The sequence below is a fragment of the Pseudomonas sp. LBUM1643 genome (assembly GCF_059716215.1).
This window is the reverse complement of the sequence record NZ_CP166813.1, coordinates 480435-498708: the sequence shown is the minus strand read 5'-3', so window position 1 is coordinate 498708 and position 18274 is coordinate 480435. Positions and strand designations below refer to the sequence as shown.

Below are 18274 nucleotides of genomic sequence, written 5' to 3'. Positions count from 1 at the left end.
TTAATTGTCTGACTGGCGCAATACTGAATGGACTCAACTATGTTCAAACCTACTGTCGGCCCTATTGTTGGCCACACGACAACTCATCACACACGCATCTTCTTGCGCGGCACGCCACAAAAAAACACTTCGGTATTCGCCGGTATTCGTTATCGACGAGTGGGAGAGGTGTGCTGGCTGAACAGTGTTTTTACGAAACTGGAACCTGTCCGTGACGGGTGCGAAGTTATAGTCCTCAACGGGTTGAATGCCGACACCGAGTACGAGTACCAGGCTGGCTGGTTTAGCCCTGCAGGCCCAATGCACACAGTGGCGACCGTGCAACAACTGCCTCTGCAATGGCCGCAAGACCTCTACCGCTTTCGCACGCCATCCAACACGACGACCAAACCACGTGCCTATATTGTCGGCTCATGCCGATACCTGCGGATGACCGGCGGCATGCCGATAATGCCGCACAGGAGTGACCGGATCTTCGCGTCGATCATGAAACGGGTACGCCACGCCGAACCACCTGTCAGCGCTATGTTGATGACCGGCGATCAAGTCTATGTAGACGACTTGAACATCGTGGCGCCCGATCGTGAACTTAACGATATCTTCAGTAAATACCGCGCCGCTTTTTCTCAACCCAATATCAGTCAACTAATGTCCAACGTCCCGACTTACATGATCCTTGACGATCATGAAATAGAAGACAACTGGCCCGCCAACAAAAGCAATAAAGACGACTACTTATATAAGAACGCGATGACCGCTTATGAGATATACCAGGCCAGCCACAGCCCCATTCCCGAGTTACTCGATAATGGCCGGGTAAGTTCGACACTCGACAGATATTGGTATCAGTTTACCGAAGGCGATATCGAATGGTTTGTGACCGACAGCCGAACACGGCGAAATCTATCCACCGCTGACCGGCGCATTCTTGATCAGGCGCAAGAAATCGCCTTATGTGAATGGCTGATCAACAGTTCGGCCCGGGTGAAGTTCGTCGTCACCAGCGTCATGTTCTACCCCGATAAGAAAATTCAGGGCGACGATGCCTGGAAAGCGTTTCCCGAACAGCGACTGCGGCTTCTGGAGACCATCCGCCAGCAGCGCATCAAGAACGTCATCTTCGTCTCCGGCGATGTCCACGGCTCCCTGACCAGCCGGCTGACGCACAGCGAAGACCCGGATTTTGAAGTGCACACCGTGGTGTCATCGCCCCTGAGCAACAGCAAATTGCTGCCTTACGCCACCGCCGCGAGCTTTATCCTCGATCAACCGCTGGCCCGCACGGCCGAGGGGGAGTATCGGCACGCATTGACCGGCGCAGTGATCAGTCAGGACAACTTTGCGCATCTGGTGGTTGATGCCGGGCAGATTCGTGTCAGTTATCACGATCGTGAGGGCCAGTTACTGCAACAGACCGATATCCCGTTACGCTAACGATCAAAAAATGGCAGCCTGCGGCAGCCCCTACGGTTTTACCAACTTGATAAAGGCTCTGCCGCAGGTCGCGGTTTGTAGTGTCTGGCACTTACTTTGGCGCAATCACTGAAGAAATCTTCTTCTCTGCCGACATATTCTTATAGCACTTGGCCTTCATGTCTCTTGTCAGTCAGTGTTGCAATGATGCAACCTTGCCGCACGCAAGAGTAAAGAGGGCGAAAGCCCGGCGCGATCAGCACTTTCGAAGCGAGTTCCCTCCATGAAAAGCCAACCCGATGCCGCCAGCCGTATGGTGGCCGAGGTAGTGACGCAGTTGCCTGTGCCCTCGCGGCTCGGCATGCTGCGTTTCGAACGGCTGAATGAGGCGAGCTGGGCGCTGTTGTTTCTCGATCCGAACTGCGAACGACAGTTCGGCCTGGCGGCTACGGAGCTCTGCTCCCTGATCAGTTCGCCCTACGCCAGCCTGATGGAGCCGCAAGCGCGCCATCAGTTGCATGACGCGATCCAGCAGCAACTGACTGAAAGCCCCAATTACCTGATCCGCTACACCTTGCACACCCCCTCCGGCGCCTTGAACCTGCTGGAGCTGGGTGAAGCCTTCAAACAGCACAATCGGCAATTGCTGCGTGGCTACTTGATGGTTGTAGACGGCCTGTTCGAGGGCAATCCGCAGCTGTCAGCGCTGGACCTGGAAACTCAGAACTCGCGCCTGCAAATCGCACTGGAACTCAATCAGCGCGCACAGCAGGAACAACTGCTGCACCTGGATCGGGTTCGCGCACAACAAGACCTGATCCTGTTGCTGACTCGCCAGCGTTACAGCAGCAACAACTCCCTGCAGGAAGCCGCTGAGCTGATCACCCGCAGCGCGTGTGACATCTACGAAATCGACTGTGCCAGTTTGTGGAACCTTGAGGGCTCGTTGCTCGTGCCGATCTCGGCCTATCATCGCGCCACCCGGAACCATCAGCTGCCGGAACCGATCGACGTCAGTGGTTTCCCGAATTACCTGGAAGCCTTGAACACCGGCCGCGCCATCGACGCCCACAACGTGATGCACGACCCGCGTACCCGGGAACTGGTGGACAGCCTGCGACCGCGGGACATCATTGCGATGCTCGATGCCAGCATTCGGGTTGATGGCAACGTCGTGGGCGTGCTCTGCCTGGAACAGATCGGTACCACTCGCGCCTGGCAATCGGACGAAATTGCCTTCGCCGGTGAGCTGGCAGACCAGTTCGCCCAAGTGATCAACAACCACAACCGCCGCGCCGCCACCAGCGCTTTGCACTTGTTCCAACGCGCCGTGGAACAGAGTGCCAACGCCTTTTTGCTGGTCAATTGCGACGGGGTCGTCGAGTACGTCAATCCGAGTTTCACAGCGATCACTCAATACAGCACTGATGAAGTCCACGGCCAGCGGCTGTCGGAACTGCCGGCACTGGAGAACCTGAGCGAGCTGCTGTTCGACGCAACCTCGGCGCTGGTCAAAAGCAACAGCTGGCAAGGCGAGTTCAAAAGCCGCCGTAAAAACCTCGAACCCTATTGGGGGCAGTTGTCGATCTCCAAGGTGTACGGCGACAACCGCGAGCTGACGCATTACATCGGCATTTACGAAGACATCACCCAGACCAAACTCGCCCAGCAGCGCATCGAGCGCCTGGCTTACACCGACAACCTGACCAATCTGGGTAATCGTCCGGCGTTCATCCGTAACCTCGATGAACGCTTCGCTCGCGACACCGATACGCCCATCAGCCTGCTGCTGGTGGACATTGATAACTTCAAACGCATCAACGACAGCCTCGGCCACCAGACCGGCGACAAGCTACTGATCAGCCTGGCCCGACGCCTGCGCAACAGCCTGAGCCCGAGCGGCAGCCTGGCGCGCTTTGCCAGTAACGAGTTCGCGGTGTTGCTGGACAACACCGACCTCTGCAGCGGCCAGAAGGTCGCCAATCAATTGCTGGCGACCCTCGACAAGCCCATGTTCGTCGACAACCAGTTGATCAGCGTCACGGGCTCCGTCGGCCTGGCCTGCGCGCCCCTGCATGGACGCGACCCGCAAACCCTGATGCGTAACGCCGGCCTCGCGCTGCACAAGGCCAAGGCCAACGGCAAACATCAGGTTCAGGTGTTCACCGAAGCGCTGAACGCCGAGGCCAGCTACAAGCTGTTCGTCGAGAACAACCTGCGCCGCGCCTTGACCCAGAATGAGCTGGACGTGTTCTACCAGCCCAAGCTTTGCCTGCGTAGCGGTCGCCTGCTGGGCATGGAAGCGCTGCTGCGCTGGAACCATCCGGAAAAAGGCATGATCCGCCCGGATCAATTCATCAGCGTGGCGGAAGAGACCGGCCTGATCATTCCCATTGGCAAATGGATAGCACGCCAGGCCTGCCGCATGAGCAAAGACCTGACGGCGGCCGGCCTGGGCAATCTTCAGGTGGCGATCAACCTGTCGCCCAAGCAGTTCTCCGACCCGGACCTGGTGGCGTCCATCGCCAATATCCTCAAGGAAGAAGCGCTGCCCGCCAATTTGCTCGAACTTGAGTTAACGGAAGGCCTGCTGCTGGAGGCCACCGAAGACACTCACTTGCAGCTCGACCAGCTCAAGCGCCTGGGCCTGACCCTGGCCATGGACGATTTCGGTACGGGTTATTCGTCGCTCAGTTACCTGAAAAAATTCCCGATCGATATCATCAAGATCGATCGAAGCTTCATTCACGAAATCCCGGATAACCAGGACGACATGGAGATCACCTCCGCCGTGATCGCCATGGCCCACAACCTGAAACTCAAGGTGGTGGCTGAAGGCATCGAGACGGCAGAACAGCTCGCGTTTTTGCGGCGCCACCGTTGTGACGTCGGCCAGGGCTACCTGTTCGACCGGCCGATTCCGGGCACCGAGCTGATTGAAAAGCTCAAGCGCTATCCGCGCGGCCCAATTGCCTGAAAGCGAACCGCAGCCCACTGTGGGAGCGAGCTTGCTCGCGATGGCGATGTATCAGCAACGCGAATTCCGACTGACACACCGCTATCGCGAGCAAGCTCGCTCCCACAGGAATAATTCGGCACACTGGTGGTCTGTCTCTATACATTCAACCTGACTGAGAGGACTGATGATGGTTCTGCGCTCGGAAATTCTGGTGAACAAAAACGTGCTTCCAACTAAAGAACAAGCCCTGCCTGGCCGCGAAACCCCAATGAACTTGCCGGAAAAACACTTCGTGCACGACTCGCCGCTGCTGGGCCCGTTCGTCACGGATGTGGATTTCGCCATCTTCGGTCTGGGTTGTTTCTGGGGTGCGGAACGTCGCTTCTGGCAACGTGAGGGCGTGGTCAGTACCGTGGTCGGTTACGCCGGCGGTTTCACGCCAAACCCGACCTATGAAGAAGTGTGCTCGGGCCTGACCGGCCACACTGAAGTGGTACTGGTGGTCTACGAGCCGGCGAAAGTCAGCTACGACGAACTGCTGAAGATGTTCTGGGAGCTGCACAACCCGACTCAAGGCATGCGCCAGGGCAACGACATCGGCACGCAGTATCGCTCGGTCATCTATGCCACCAACCCGACACAGCTGGACGCGGCCAAGGCCAGCGCGAAGATCTTCCAGGCTGAACTGACCAAGGCTGGCAAAGGCACTATCACGACCGAAATCGATGAAGCCCCGACGGTCTACTTTGCCGAGGCCTATCACCAGCAATACCTGGCGAAAAACCCGGAAGGGTATTGCGGGATTGGCGGTACGGGCGTGACTTGCCCGATCTGATGCCGTAAAGCAAAAGATCGCAGCCTCGTTTCACTCGACAGCTCCTACAGGGATTACGCCTTCCGCGTTCCCCCTGTAGGAGCTGTCGAGTGAAACGAGGCTGCGATCTTTTGATCTTGCTTGTCGATTAAACCTATTCGGCAATCAACCAATCCATCTGCCACCCGCCCTGGGTCTGTCCGAGCTTCTTGGACAACCACGGCAGCAGCTCACGCAATTCTTCCTCCAGCCCCCACGGCGGATTGGCAATCGCCAGCCCGGAACCGTTCAGGGTGTTCGGCGTGTCCAGCGGATGCACCAGCAACTCCACCCGCAACAACTTCGGCGCGCCCGTGCCGGCCAGGTCTTGATAGAAACGACGCAACATGCGCTGGTCCTTCACCGGGTACCAGATCGCGGCCACGGTTTGACGCATCCGCCCAATAGCCTCTTTCAGCGACGCCGCACAACGCTGCATCTCATCCAGTTGCTCGAACGGCGGATCAATCAACATCACCGCCCGCTTCTCCTGCACCGGCAACATGGCACGCGGCACGTGCCAGCCCTCGCCCAGATGCACCTTGACCCGGCGATCACCTGCCATGTTGTCCTTGAGCAACACGCCGTCTTCGGGGTGTTTCTCGTTCAGCATCAACCGATCCTGTGGTCGTGTCAGACGACGCGCCAGCTCCGGCGAGCCCGGGTAATAGCGCAATTGGCCATCCGGGTTCATGTCGTGTAGCACCTTCATGTAATCGGCGGTCAACGCCGGCAAATCCGGCTGATCCCACAACCGAGCAATCCCTTCCAGGTACTCACCGGTACGGTTGGCCTGATCACCCTGCAGGTCATACAGACCAATGCCGGCGTGAGTGTCGAGATAGGCAAACGGCTGCTCCTTGCGCGACATCAGGGCGATGAGGCGGGTCAAGGTCAGGTGTTTGAACACATCGGCGTGATTGCCGGCATGGAAGGCGTGACGATAATTCATGATTGCTCCTGCGAAGGCCGGGAAGTTTACCTTGTACCGAGCCGAACGTCAGGGCTTCGCAGCCGAGCGGGCAATCGCACAAAAAAATCCACTCCATCAACAGGATTTGTGGCGAGGGAGTTCACGCAAACCGCCAAAACCCGAAGGAAACCTGCGAAGACTTTGCCCAGAAATTTCCTCGGACTTACCCATCAAATCAACCCAGCTCCATCATCAAGTGTTCGAGCAACTCGACTTTCGGAACAGAAGGCAGCCCAGGCTGCGCAAGAAACGTCTCAACCTTCCTGCGCAACACGCTTTCCGAACAGGCCTCGAACAACGACTGATGCTCCTCACTCAACCACTGCATCAAATTGTTGAGCTGGGTCGAAACATCCTCGGCACCCAACTGCTGAAGCAGAGAATCCGGCACCACCCACCATGGAAAAACCTTCTCCGACTTCAACGCATTACCGCCAATATCAACCGGTCGCCCATTGATCAGACAACGGTCAAAAACCGGCATCAACTCAGCCGCGTTCACTTGCCCGGATTGCAAAATCGGCAGCAGATATCGTCCATCCCAAAACCGGAAAAACACCGCTTTACCGTTGGGCAACATCACCTGAGTAAGGCTGCGCATGTGCTCGACCACGACCTTTAGCGGCGCCGCCGAAATCGCCAACCACCCCCAATCTTTCGAGTCAGTCGAAGCAACCCACTGCAAAAACTCGCTGTCAGCTGCGACAATTCCTACATAAGGCATCACCTCTTTCCACTCGGCGTAAATAGTTTCGGCCCAAACAGGGCTGGGGGCCTTACCACCCCTTGAAACCCGCCAGATCTTGAACGGTTCTGCAGCGCTCGCGCTGCTGAAAATGGCAAAAGCTTGTTCGGTGCCCTTGAGTGGGTTGTTGTTGAGCCAGATGCCTGGATGTTCGCCGGTCATTAATTTATCCATCAGAAGAATTCAGCAGCCACGCGGACGGCGGCGCTGGAAGTGTCCAGTAACGAGTTCGGAGAAAAGCAGAGGCCATCCTTGCAACGCTCACATTCTTCGCAAAACGGCGCGGGGCTTTTCAGGCTGCGTATTTGGGCGGCACTGAGTGCTGCGGGCATCACTTCAGGGACAGCAGCGCCCATTACCGGCATCAGCCCACCACCCTCCTCAATGTCCGTACTACAGAAGATCCCGTCAGGACCAATATTGATCCAATGCCCGCCCGCCTGGATCGACAAGCTGGCACCGCCGTCGATCACAACCTGCTGACCGGCCCGGACATGGAAGTGCCCGCTCGCCTCCATGTTCTGGTTACTGGCATGAACCGACTGGTCACCGTGAACCTTTAGATGGTCACTCGCGCCCTGCGACTCAGCGCCACCAATCACGACGTGGCGCTGATTGCCCACCTGCACATGCTGATCGTTGAGCACGTGTTGATTCCAGTTTCGCTGGGCCCGCAGATAGATCTCCTCAGCGCCCTTGCGGTCCTCGATCCGCACTTCGTTGTAGCCACCGCCGCCCGGACTGGTCTGGCTACGAAAAACACTGCGGGTCTTGTCTGCCGGCAGATTCAACGGCATCGGATTGGCCGCATTCGGCACGCAGCCCATTACCAGTGGTTTGTCGGCGTCGGCATCAATGAACCCCACCAGCACTTCCATGCCTACCCGCGGGATCATCACGCTGCCATATCGGTCGTGCGCCCAGCCTGAGGCCACGCGCAGCCAGCAGCTGGAATGTTCATCCAGTTCACCTTCACGGTCCCAGGCGAGCTGCACCTTGACCCGGCCAAACGCATCACAGTGGATTTCGCTGTCTTTCGGACCTGTCACCACGGCGGACTGGTAACCAAGCATGCGCGGCTTCTCTGGCCCCAATGGCGGGCGAAACAGCACGTCCCACGGCGTCGCCAAAAAGGAGTTTTGATAGCCTTTAAAATCATTCGGGCTGTCGTCAGGCGTTGACTCTTCGAGCACCTGCGGCTGCCGACCGCGATGCTCGGTTTGGGTAATCAGCCACAGGTCGTTCCATTTCTCTTGCGGGTGTTCGGCTAACCGCAGGAATGTCCCGCTGATTAACGCAGGCTGATCGCTGAGCCCTTCGGCCTGTTGATAGTCGGCGCCATGTCGCTCCAGCACCCGCTGCGCCAGACGCTTGCCATGCTCCGGCTCGGCGAATTGCCCCGGAAAGTGATAGTCCTCATGCACCGACTGCTTCTGGCCGACGCGGCTTTCAAGCGCCAGATGCGGCTTCAGGAAGTCGTAATCGCGACGAGAGACTTTTGTCGTGCGGGTTTCAAAGCGTACGTCGAAGCGCTTGATAACGGGTTGATCCGCCACTGTAGTGCTGCGAGGTCGGTAAACAGTCGGTTCGGGCAGCAGCGTAAAACCCGTCTGGTGATCGGCGAACACCAGCAAATGCCCGTCCAGGCTGTGCCGAAAATGGTAGTGAAAGCCGATCTCCGCACACAGGCGCTGAATGAACGCTAAATCGCTTTCCGCGTATTGCACGCAGTACTCGCGTTCCGGGTATTGATGGTCGAGCTGGAAGCTGAAGGCATCACCCAGGATGCCATGCTCCTTGAGGAGCAGGGTGATGATGGCCTGCACGCTTTGATGCTGGAAAATACGTTGATTGATGCGCTGGCCGAGTGACGCCAGGCGCGGCACAAGGCTGATCTGATAGTGCGTTCGCCGATGATCGGAGTGTCCCTGGCCTACCCGAAAGATCTGGCCGTGAATGCCGCCATCGCCCGAATCAAAGCTTAGAAACGCCTCGCGGTGCAGGAGCGTTTCAAGGTCCATGTCCGGCCGGTCGCTGACCAGTTCTACATCAAAACGATAGGGTTGGCTGATGGCCTCCTTACCGGTGAACTCAAGCACCTTGAAGTCACTTTTTGAATCGCCATCGAGGGTCAACGTGAAACGCGGCTGATTGGCAGGAGCGAACATCCGATGTGTCTCTGCAGAACGAAGGTGGGCGATTCTGTATGAGCGACAACGGGTACTGACGGGGGGACAGGAAAAACAGACTTTTCTTACCGCGCCTGGCGCTTTTGCCGACCGAAAACAGGCTTTGGGCTACAGACACCCATCTTGAATAGAGCGAGTGCTACAGGCAATAAAAAACGGCCCGCCTCCAAAAAGAAGCGGGCCGTTTTAGTGTTAGGCAACAGGTCGGAGCTTCAGCTCATCCCCATTACTTGTTCAGGCGGAAATCTGCCTCGGCAGCTTCGAAACGCTGAAGCATGCCTTGAGTCGGTGCGCCCAGCTTGCTGACGATGTAGATCGCCAGGCTGGCGAAGATGAAACCAGGGATGATTTCGTACAGACCCAGCAACTCGAAGTGTTTCCAGACAATCACAGTGATCGCGCCGACCAGGATACCGGCCAGTGCGCCATTACGGGTCATGTCTTTCCAGATCACGGAGATCAGGACAACGGGACCGAACGCAGCACCGAAACCGGCCCAGGCGTAGCTGACCAGACCCAGTACACGGTTTTCCGGGTTAGCGGCCATCGCGATGGCGATCAGGGCAACCAGCAGGACCATGGCGCGACCGACCCAGACCAGTTCAACCTGGGAAGCGCTCTTGCGCAGGAAAGTCTTGTAGAAGTCTTCGGTCAGGGCGCTCGAGCAGACCAGCAACTGGCAGCTCAACGTACTCATCACCGCCGCCAGAATGGCCGACAACAGAACACCGGCGATCCAAGGGTTGAACAGGATTTTTGCCAGCTCGATGAACACACGCTCAGGGTTTTCAGTCACAGGACCGGCCAGATCCGGGTGCGCCGAGAAGTAGGCGATACCGAAGAAACCGACCGCTACGGTGCCGCCCAGGCACAGGATCATCCAGGCCATGGAGATGCGACGCGCCTTGGCAATCGACTTCACCGAATCCGCCGCCATGAAACGCGCCAGGATGTGCGGCTGGCCGAAGTAGCCCAGGCCCCAGCCCATCAGCGAGATGATGCCGATGAACGTGGTGTTTTTCAGCATGTCGAAGTTGCTTGGGTCTTGCGCTTCGATGGCCAGGAACGTGGTGTCGACGCCGCCGGTGGCCAGCAGCACGATGATTGGCGTCAGGATCAACGCGAAGATCATCAGCGTGGCTTGTACGGTGTCAGTCCAGCTCACGGCCAGGAAGCCACCGACGAAGGTGTAGGCAATTGTTGCCGCAGCACCGGCCCACAGCGCGGTCTCGTAGGACATGCCGAAGGTGCTTTCGAACAGACGGGCACCGGCCACAATGCCGGAAGCGCAGTAGATGGTGAAGAACACCAGAATCACGACCGCAGAGATGATCCGCAGCAGGCCGCTTTTGTCTTCGAAACGGCTGGAGAAGTAATCCGGGAGGGTCAGCGCATCACCGTTGTGCTCAGTCTGCACACGCAGACGGCCAGCGACGAACAGCCAGTTCAGGTAGGCACCCACGATCAGGCCGATGGCGATCCAGCTTTCGGAAAGCCCAGACATATAGATGGCGCCCGGCAGGCCCATCAACAACCAGCCGCTCATGTCGGAAGCACCGGCGGACAGTGCGGTCACGACGCTACCCAGGCTACGACCGCCCAGAATGTAGTCAGAAAGGTTATTGGTGGAGCGATAGGCCATGAAGCCTATCAGCACCATTGCTGCGATGTAGATCACGAACGTGATCAGGGTTGGATTGCTTACGCTCATTGAGTTACGCCCTGGCTTTGTTTTTATGTAGCGGCGGTCTTGGTTAACCGCTCGCAAACGACGACGTTTGACAGACGATTCCGGATACCGCGCATTTATGACTGATGTTTCCCCAGGAAAGCCATCAGCCGGAGCACCGAGCTTTCTAGTCGGTTGCACCTTGGGCGCGAATGCTATTCAACAAAGTAAATAAGGTGCAACCTGTTTCTGGAGAATAAGTTGCACCTAGTCGGAAATAAGCGGCAAAGATATGTTTTTGCTCCCTTTTAGGGCAGTAACTTGATGTTGCTAGAAGTAAAAGCACCAAGCAAAGGCAGGAAAGGCTTCCAGAATCCATTTCCTGACGAGCTGCCTATTTTTCCTACAAAAAAAGGGTTGCACCCGGTTGCACCTCGATCAGTGCGCGGCTAATCTTGCCGCCAGCTGATGCCACGCAGTCGTGGCAAACATGAGGATAAAAATATGGCTACCACCACCCTTGGGGTCAAACTTGACGACCCTACCCGCGAGCGCCTCAAGGCTGCCGCGACCTCGATTGATCGCACGCCGCACTGGCTGATCAAACAGGCGATTTTCAATTACCTGGAAAAACTCGAGGGTGGTGCAACCCTGACCGAGCTGAACGGTTTGACCAAGGATTCCGACGACACCGTCGACGCGCCGCTGGATCACGCCCATCAGTGCTTCCTCGAATTCGCCGAAAGCATCCTGCCGCAATCGGTACTGCGCGCTTCGATCACGGCCGCTTACCGTCGCCCGGAGCCGGAAGTCGTGCCGATGCTGATCGAGCAGGCTCGCCTGCCGGTTGCCATGGCAGAAGCCACCAACAAGCTCGCCGCCTCGATTGCCGAAAAATTGCGCAATCAAAAAAGCGCTGGCGGCCGTGCAGGCATTGTTCAGGGCCTGCTGCAGGAATTCTCCCTGTCCTCCCAGGAAGGCGTTGCACTGATGTGCCTGGCCGAGGCGCTGCTGCGCATTCCGGACAAAGGCACCCGTGATGCGCTGATTCGCGACAAGATCAGCACCGGCAACTGGCACCCGCATTTGGGCAACAGCCCGTCGCTGTTCGTCAACGCCGCTACTTGGGGTCTGCTGCTGACCGGCAAACTGGTCGCCACCCACAATGAAGCCGGCCTGACTTCGTCCCTGAGCCGCATCATCGGCAAGAGCGGCGAGCCGATGATCCGCAAGGGCGTCGACATGGCCATGCGCCTGATGGGCGAACAGTTCGTCACCGGCGAAACCATCGCCGAAGCCTTGGCGAACGCCAGCAAGTTCGAATCCAAAGGCTTCCGCTATTCCTACGACATGCTCGGTGAAGCTGCACTCACCGAACACGACGCCCAGAAGTACCTGGCCTCGTACGAACAAGCCATCCACTCGATCGGCAAAGCGTCCCACGGTCGTGGGATTTATGAAGGCCCGGGCATCTCCATCAAGCTGTCGGCACTTCACCCGCGCTACAGCCGCGCCCAGTACGAGCGTGTGATGGACGAGCTGTACCCGCGCCTGCTGTCGTTGACCCTGCTGGCCAAGCAATACGACATCGGTCTGAACATCGATGCCGAAGAAGCCGACCGCCTCGAGCTGTCGCTGGATCTGCTGGAACGCCTGTGCTTCGAGCCGCAACTGACAGGCTGGAACGGCATCGGCTTCGTGATCCAGGCTTACCAGAAGCGTTGCCCGTACGTGATCGACTACGTGATCGACCTGGCACGCCGCAGCCGTCATCGCCTGATGATCCGTCTGGTAAAAGGCGCGTACTGGGACAGCGAGATCAAGCGCGCCCAGGTCGAAGGCCTGGAAGGCTATCCGGTCTACACCCGCAAGGTGTACACCGACGTTTCCTACATCGCTTGCGCACGCAAACTGCTGTCGGTACCGGAAGTCATCTACCCGCAGTTCGCCACGCACAACGCCCACACCCTGTCGGCCATTTACCATATTGCCGGTCAGAACTATTACCCCGGCCAGTACGAGTTCCAGTGCCTGCACGGCATGGGCGAACCACTGTACGAACAGGTTGTAGGCAAAGTTTCCGAGGGCAAGCTGAACCGTCCGTGCCGCGTGTACGCACCGGTTGGCACCCACGAGACACTGTTGGCGTACCTGGTACGTCGTCTGCTGGAAAACGGCGCGAACACCTCGTTCGTCAACCAGATTGCCGATCAGTCGATCTCGATTCAGGCGTTGGTAGCGGATCCAGTGGCCAGCATCGAGCAGATGGCGACGCTGGAAGGCGGCTTCGGCCTGCCGCACCCGCGTATCCCGCTGCCGCGTGATCTTTATGGTGCCGAGCGCGCCAACTCCAGCGGCATCGACATGGCCAACGAACATCGTCTGGCTTCCCTGTCCTGCGCCCTGCTGGCTACCGCTCACAACGACTGGAAAGCCGCGCCGATGCTCGGTTGCGCGTCCAGCACTGAAACCCCGGCACCTGTGCTGAACCCGTCCGACCTGCGAGACGTGGTAGGCCATGTGCAAGAAGCGACCGTCGAAGACGTCGACAACGCTATCCAGTGCGCCCTGAACGCGGCACCGATCTGGCAGGCCACCCCGCCAGCCGAGCGTGCTGCGATTCTGGAGCGTGCCGCCGATTTGATGGAAGGCGAGATTCAGCCGCTGATGGGCCTGCTGGCTCGCGAAGCCGGCAAGACCTTTGCCAACGCCATCGCTGAAGTGCGTGAAGCCGTGGACTTCCTGCGTTATTACGCGGTGCAGGCTCGCAACGATTTCACCAACGACGCCCACCGCCCGTTGGGCCCCGTGGTCTGCATCAGCCCGTGGAACTTCCCGCTGGCAATCTTCAGCGGCCAGGTCGCTGCGGCATTGGCTGCCGGCAACCCGGTATTGGCCAAACCTGCGGAACAAACCCCGCTGGTGGCCGCTCAAGCCGTGCGCCTGCTGCTCGAAGCCGGTATCCCGGAAGGCGTGCTGCAACTGCTGCCGGGCCGTGGTGAAACCGTCGGTGCTGGCCTGGTCGGCGATGATCGCGTCAAAGGCGTGATGTTCACCGGTTCAACCGAAGTCGCTCGCTTGCTGCAACGCAACATTGCCGGTCGCCTGGATGCACAGGGTCGTCCGATTCCGCTGATCGCCGAAACCGGCGGCCAGAACGCGATGATCGTCGACTCCTCGGCACTGACCGAACAAGTCGTGATCGACGTGGTGTCGTCGGCTTTCGACAGCGCCGGTCAGCGTTGCTCCGCTCTGCGCGTCCTGTGCTTGCAGGAAGATTCCGCAGACCGTGTCATCGAAATGCTCAAAGGCGCGATGGCTGAATGCCGTCTCGGCAACCCGGAGCGCCTGTCCGTGGACATCGGCCCAGTGATCGACGCCGAGGCCAAGGCTGGCATCGAGAAGCACATCCAGGGAATGCGCGACAAAGGTCGCAACGTGTACCAGGTGGCAATTGCCAACAGCGAAGAAATCAAACGCGGCACCTTCGTGATGCCGACCCTGATTGAACTGGAGAGCTTTGACGAGCTTCAGCGGGAAATCTTCGGTCCGGTACTGCACGTGGTTCGCTACAAGCGCAAAGACATCGATCAACTGATCGGTCAGATCAATGCTTCCGGTTACGGCCTGACGCTGGGCGTGCACACGCGCATCGACGAGACCATTGCCAAGGTGATCGACAACGTCAACGCCGGTAACGTCTACGTGAACCGCAACATCGTGGGCGCTGTAGTCGGTGTGCAACCTTTCGGCGGCGAAGGCCTGTCGGGCACCGGCCCGAAAGCCGGTGGTCCGTTGTACCTGTACCGCCTGCTGTCGACACGTCCTACCGACGCTATCGAACAATCCTTCGCTCGCGGTGACGCAATCGCTGCGCCGGATGTGCGTCTGCGTGAAGCCATGAGCAAACCGCTGACCGCGCTGAAAGCCTGGGCCGACAGCAACTCGTTCGCTGACCTGAGCACCCTGTGCGTGCAGTTCGCCGCGCAATCGCAAAGCGGGATTACACGTTTGCTGGCCGGCCCGACCGGCGAGCGCAACAGCTACGCGATCCTGCCACGTGAACACGTGCTGTGCCTGGCGGAAGTCGAGGGCGATCTGCTGACTCAACTGGCGGCGGTATTGGCGGTCGGCGGTTCGGCAGTCTGGCCGGAAGCGGAATTGACCAAGGCATTGTTCGCACGCTTGCCGAAGGACGTTCAGGCACGTATCAAACTGGTTTCCGACTGGAACAAGGATGAAGTGGTGTTTGACGCCGTTCTACATCACGGCCACTCCGATCAGCTGCGTGCGGTCTGCCAGCAAGTGGCCAAGCGTGCCGGGGCAATTGTCGGGGTCCATGGCCTGTCCCAGGGCGAAACCAACATTGCGCTGGAACGTCTGGTGATCGAGCGCGCGTTGAGCGTTAACACCGCTGCGGCGGGTGGTAATGCGAGCTTGATGACTATCGGCTAAACCGCAACAAGGCCGGGCGCCCGCAATGGACGCCCGGTCCGCAATATCCCTGTAGGAGTGAGCCTGCTCGCGATAGCGGTCTGTCAGTCACATCTGTATTGGATGTGCTGCCGTCATCGCGAGCAGGCTCACTCCCACATTTGATTAGCGGTGCCCGGACTCCACCATCACGCTCATCAATCATCCTGTTCAGCCTTAACTCCCACGCCTAGACTCGGCCCATCCCAAAAAAAGGTAGGCCGCCATGTCCGAGACGTTGCTCAGTTCCCGCAATCTGGCTTTCGAGCTGTACGAAGTCCTCGATGCCGAGGGCCTGACCCAGCGTGAGCGGTTCGCCGAGCACAATCGCGAAACGTTCGACGCCGCCCTGGGTACCGCTCGCAACATCGCTGAAAAATTCTTCGCGCCGCACAACCGCAAGGGCGACGAGAACGAGCCGCGCTATGAGGACGGTCAGGCGATTCTGATTCCAGAGGTCAAACCGGCGGTGGATGCCTTCCTCGAAGCCGGATTCCTCAACGCCGCGCGCAGTTTCGACGCGGGCGGCATGCAATTGCCAACGTTGTTGTCCCAAGCCTGCTTCGCTCACTTTCAGTCGGCCAACGCGGCATCGACCTCGTACCCGTTCCTGACCATGGGTGCGGCGAACCTGATCGAAAGCTTTGGCACCGACGAGCAAAAGCAGCGCTTCCTGCAACCCATGATCGACGGTCGCTTCTTCGGCACCATGGCCCTGACCGAACCTCACGCGGGCTCGTCGCTGTCGGATATTCGTACGCGCGCAGAACCGGCGTCCGACGGCACCTATCGACTCAAGGGCAACAAAATCTTCATTTCCGGTGGCGATCACTCGCTGTCGGAAAATATCGTGCACATGGTGCTGGCAAAACTGCCGGATGCGCCGGCCGGTGTTAAGGGCATCTCGCTGTTTATCGTGCCGAAATTTCTGGTCAACGACGATGGCAGCCTGGGCAAGCGCAATGACGTGCTGCTGGCTGGGCTGTTTCACAAGATGGGCTGGCGCGGCACCACCTCCACCGCGCTGAACTTTGGTGATAACGGTGAGTGTGTCGGCTACCTCGTGGGCAAGCCGCACCACGGTTTGAGCTACATGTTCCAGATGATGAACGAAGCACGGATCGGCGTCGGTATGGGCGCGGTCATGCTGGGTTACGCCGGTTATCTGTACTCGCTGGAATACGCCCGCGAGCGACCACAGGGTCGGGTGCCGGACAGTAAAGACCCGAACACGGCGCCGGTGGCGATCATCCAGCACGCGGACGTCAAACGCATGCTGCTGACGCAAAAAGCCTACGTCGAAGGCTCGTTTGACCTTGGGTTGTACGCCGCGCGACTGTTCGATGACACCACCACGCTGGAAACCGAATCCCAGCGTAAACAAGCACATGAACTGCTCGATTTGCTGACCCCAATTGTCAAATCCTGGCCGTCCGAGTTTTGCCTGAAGGCCAATGAGCTGGCGATCCAGATTCTTGGCGGCCACGGTTACACCCGTGAGTACCCGGTGGAGCAGTACTACCGCGACAACCGACTGAACCCGATTCATGAAGGGACTCATGGCATACAGTCGCTGGACTTGTTGGGGCGCAAGCTGGCGCAGAACGGGGGGGCCGGACTCAAGCAACTGATCCGCCTGATCGCCAACACAGCGGAGCGCGCACAAGCCTACGAATCGCTGACTACCCTGCGCGAGCCGCTGGAGAAACTGGTGGCGCGCCTGCAAGCCGTGACCATTGGCCTGCTGACCGATCTTGGCCAGGGCAAAGTCAACAGCAGCCTGGCGAACTCGGCGCTGTACCTGAAGGTGTTCGGCCACATAGTCATTGGCTGGCGCTGGCTGGAACAGGCGATACGTGCCGAGGAAGGACTGGTCAAGGGCAATGCAGCGGATGTGAGCTTCTATAGAGGCAAGCTGCAGGCGGCGCGGTACTTCCTGACGTGGGAAGTGCCGGGTTGCCACCATGAGCTGGCCATTCTTGAGGCTCGGGATGATGTTTGCCTGACGATGCAGGATGAGTGGTTTTGATCAGATGTAGATTGGTGTAACGGCCACATAAAAGATCGCAGCCTGCGGCAGCTCCTACAGGGGAACGCACTCCACTGTAGGAGCTGCCGCAGGCTGCGATCTTTTGATCTTTTAACTCAACCGAAAACCACCCATCTGCCGCGCCAGATCATCTGCCAGGCGCTGCAGCGTCTGACAGTCTTCACGACAAGCCCTGACCTCCCCCGCTGTCGCTCGGGCCAGATCCGAAATCCCCTGCACGTTCCGGTTGATCTCTTCCGTCACCGCCGACTGCTCTTCCGTCGCCGTCGCGACTTGATGGTTCATGTCGCTGATACGTTCGACCTGCCCGGTGATCGCGGTCAACGACGCCCCGGTACGCTGACTGGACTCGACCCCCGTACCAGTCGCCGCCTGCCCGGAATGCATCGACGAAACAGCATTCTGTGCACCTTGCTTGAGGCTGCCGATCATCTGCTGAATCTCATCCGTAGACGATTGCGTACGCCGTGCCAGTGTCCGTACCTCATCCGCTACCACGGCAAATCCTCGGCCCATTTCACCCGCTCGAGCGGCCTCGATGGCGGCATTGAGCGCCAGCAGATTGGTCTGTTCGGAAATCCCGCGGATCACCGCCAGCACTTGATCGATAGACGCGACCTGATGGGCCAATGCCCCCACCGCACTGGCCGCGAGACCGATTTCCTCGGACATGCTTTCGATGTGGCGAATCGAGCCACCGACCACTTCCCGGGCTTGCATCGCCTCATCCCGGGCATGTTGTGAAGCCACGGCAGCGTTGCCGGCGCTCTGGGCAATGTCCTGCACCGTCAGGCCCATTTCGTGAACGGCAGTCGCGACCATGTCGGTCATTTCCTGCTGACGCCCGGAGCGTTCGGCCGTGTTGTCCACCACGCGCGCCACCTGGTTAACCGCTGTGCGCAAACGCTCGCTGGTGGTCAGCACGTCGCCGATCATCTCGCGCTGACTGT

General features: G+C 58.7%; 10 protein-coding genes. 5 read left to right on the top strand and 5 right to left on the bottom strand.

Features of this window, described 5'->3' with window-relative positions; genetic code table 11:
• Positions 1–39 precede the first annotated feature (39 nt).
• From ACA063_RS02165 to msrA, 3 genes are all read left to right on the top strand, one after another.
• Complete coding sequence (locus ACA063_RS02165) at positions 40–1434, top strand: alkaline phosphatase D family protein (protein ID WP_497664611.1); 1395 nt, start codon at positions 40–42, stop codon at positions 1432–1434.
• Positions 1435–1696: 262 nt separating this feature from the next.
• Positions 1697–4390: a sensor domain-containing phosphodiesterase gene (locus ACA063_RS02160; protein WP_497664610.1), complete on the top strand. Its 2694-nt coding sequence runs from the start codon at positions 1697–1699 to the stop codon at positions 4388–4390.
• Between the two features lie 169 nt (positions 4391–4559).
• The gene (gene msrA, locus ACA063_RS02155; RefSeq protein WP_497666461.1) at positions 4560–5207 is read left to right on the top strand and encodes a peptide-methionine (S)-S-oxide reductase MsrA; all 648 of its coding nucleotides are present in this window, start codon (positions 4560–4562) and stop codon (positions 5205–5207) included.
• A 133-nt stretch (positions 5208–5340) separates the two neighbouring features.
• Here the strand turns inward: msrA and ACA063_RS02150 are convergent, their stop codons facing one another.
• The 4 genes from ACA063_RS02150 to putP all read right to left on the bottom strand — a co-directional run bounded on the left by ACA063_RS02150 (position 5341) and on the right by putP (position 10843).
• A complete protein-coding gene (locus ACA063_RS02150; protein WP_162440196.1) occupies positions 5341–6177 on the bottom strand; it encodes a 23S rRNA (adenine(2030)-N(6))-methyltransferase RlmJ in 837 nt (278 codons plus the stop codon).
• Positions 6178–6373: 196 nt separating this feature from the next.
• Positions 6374–7105: a DUF4123 domain-containing protein gene (locus tag ACA063_RS02145; protein WP_497664609.1), complete on the bottom strand. Its 732-nt coding sequence runs from the start codon at positions 7103–7105 to the stop codon at positions 6374–6376.
• A gap of 11 nt (positions 7106–7116) precedes the next feature.
• Entirely contained in the window at positions 7117–9111 is a 1995-nt protein-coding gene (locus ACA063_RS02140; protein WP_497664608.1) for a type VI secretion system Vgr family protein, read from the bottom strand.
• Positions 9112–9358: 247 nt separating this feature from the next.
• Positions 9359–10843 carry a sodium/proline symporter PutP gene (gene putP / locus ACA063_RS02135; protein ID WP_497664607.1) on the bottom strand — a complete coding sequence of 495 codons (1485 nt, stop codon included), beginning with the start codon at positions 10841–10843 and terminating at the stop codon, positions 9359–9361.
• A gap of 462 nt (positions 10844–11305) precedes the next feature.
• Between putP and putA the strand changes: the two genes are divergently transcribed.
• The gene (gene putA / locus ACA063_RS02130) at positions 11306–15256 is read left to right on the top strand and encodes a trifunctional transcriptional regulator/proline dehydrogenase/L-glutamate gamma-semialdehyde dehydrogenase (protein ID WP_497664606.1); all 3951 of its coding nucleotides are present in this window, start codon (positions 11306–11308) and stop codon (positions 15254–15256) included.
• Positions 15257–15500: 244 nt separating this feature from the next.
• Positions 15501–17303 (top strand): acyl-CoA dehydrogenase, encoded by a 1803-nt coding sequence (locus ACA063_RS02125; protein ID WP_497664605.1) that lies wholly within the window; start codon positions 15501–15503, stop codon positions 17301–17303.
• A gap of 111 nt (positions 17304–17414) precedes the next feature.
• Here the strand turns inward: ACA063_RS02125 and ACA063_RS02120 are convergent, their stop codons facing one another.
• Entirely contained in the window at positions 17415–18146 is a 732-nt protein-coding gene (locus ACA063_RS02120) for a methyl-accepting chemotaxis protein (RefSeq protein ID WP_497666460.1), read from the bottom strand.
• Positions 18147–18274 lie beyond the last annotated feature (128 nt).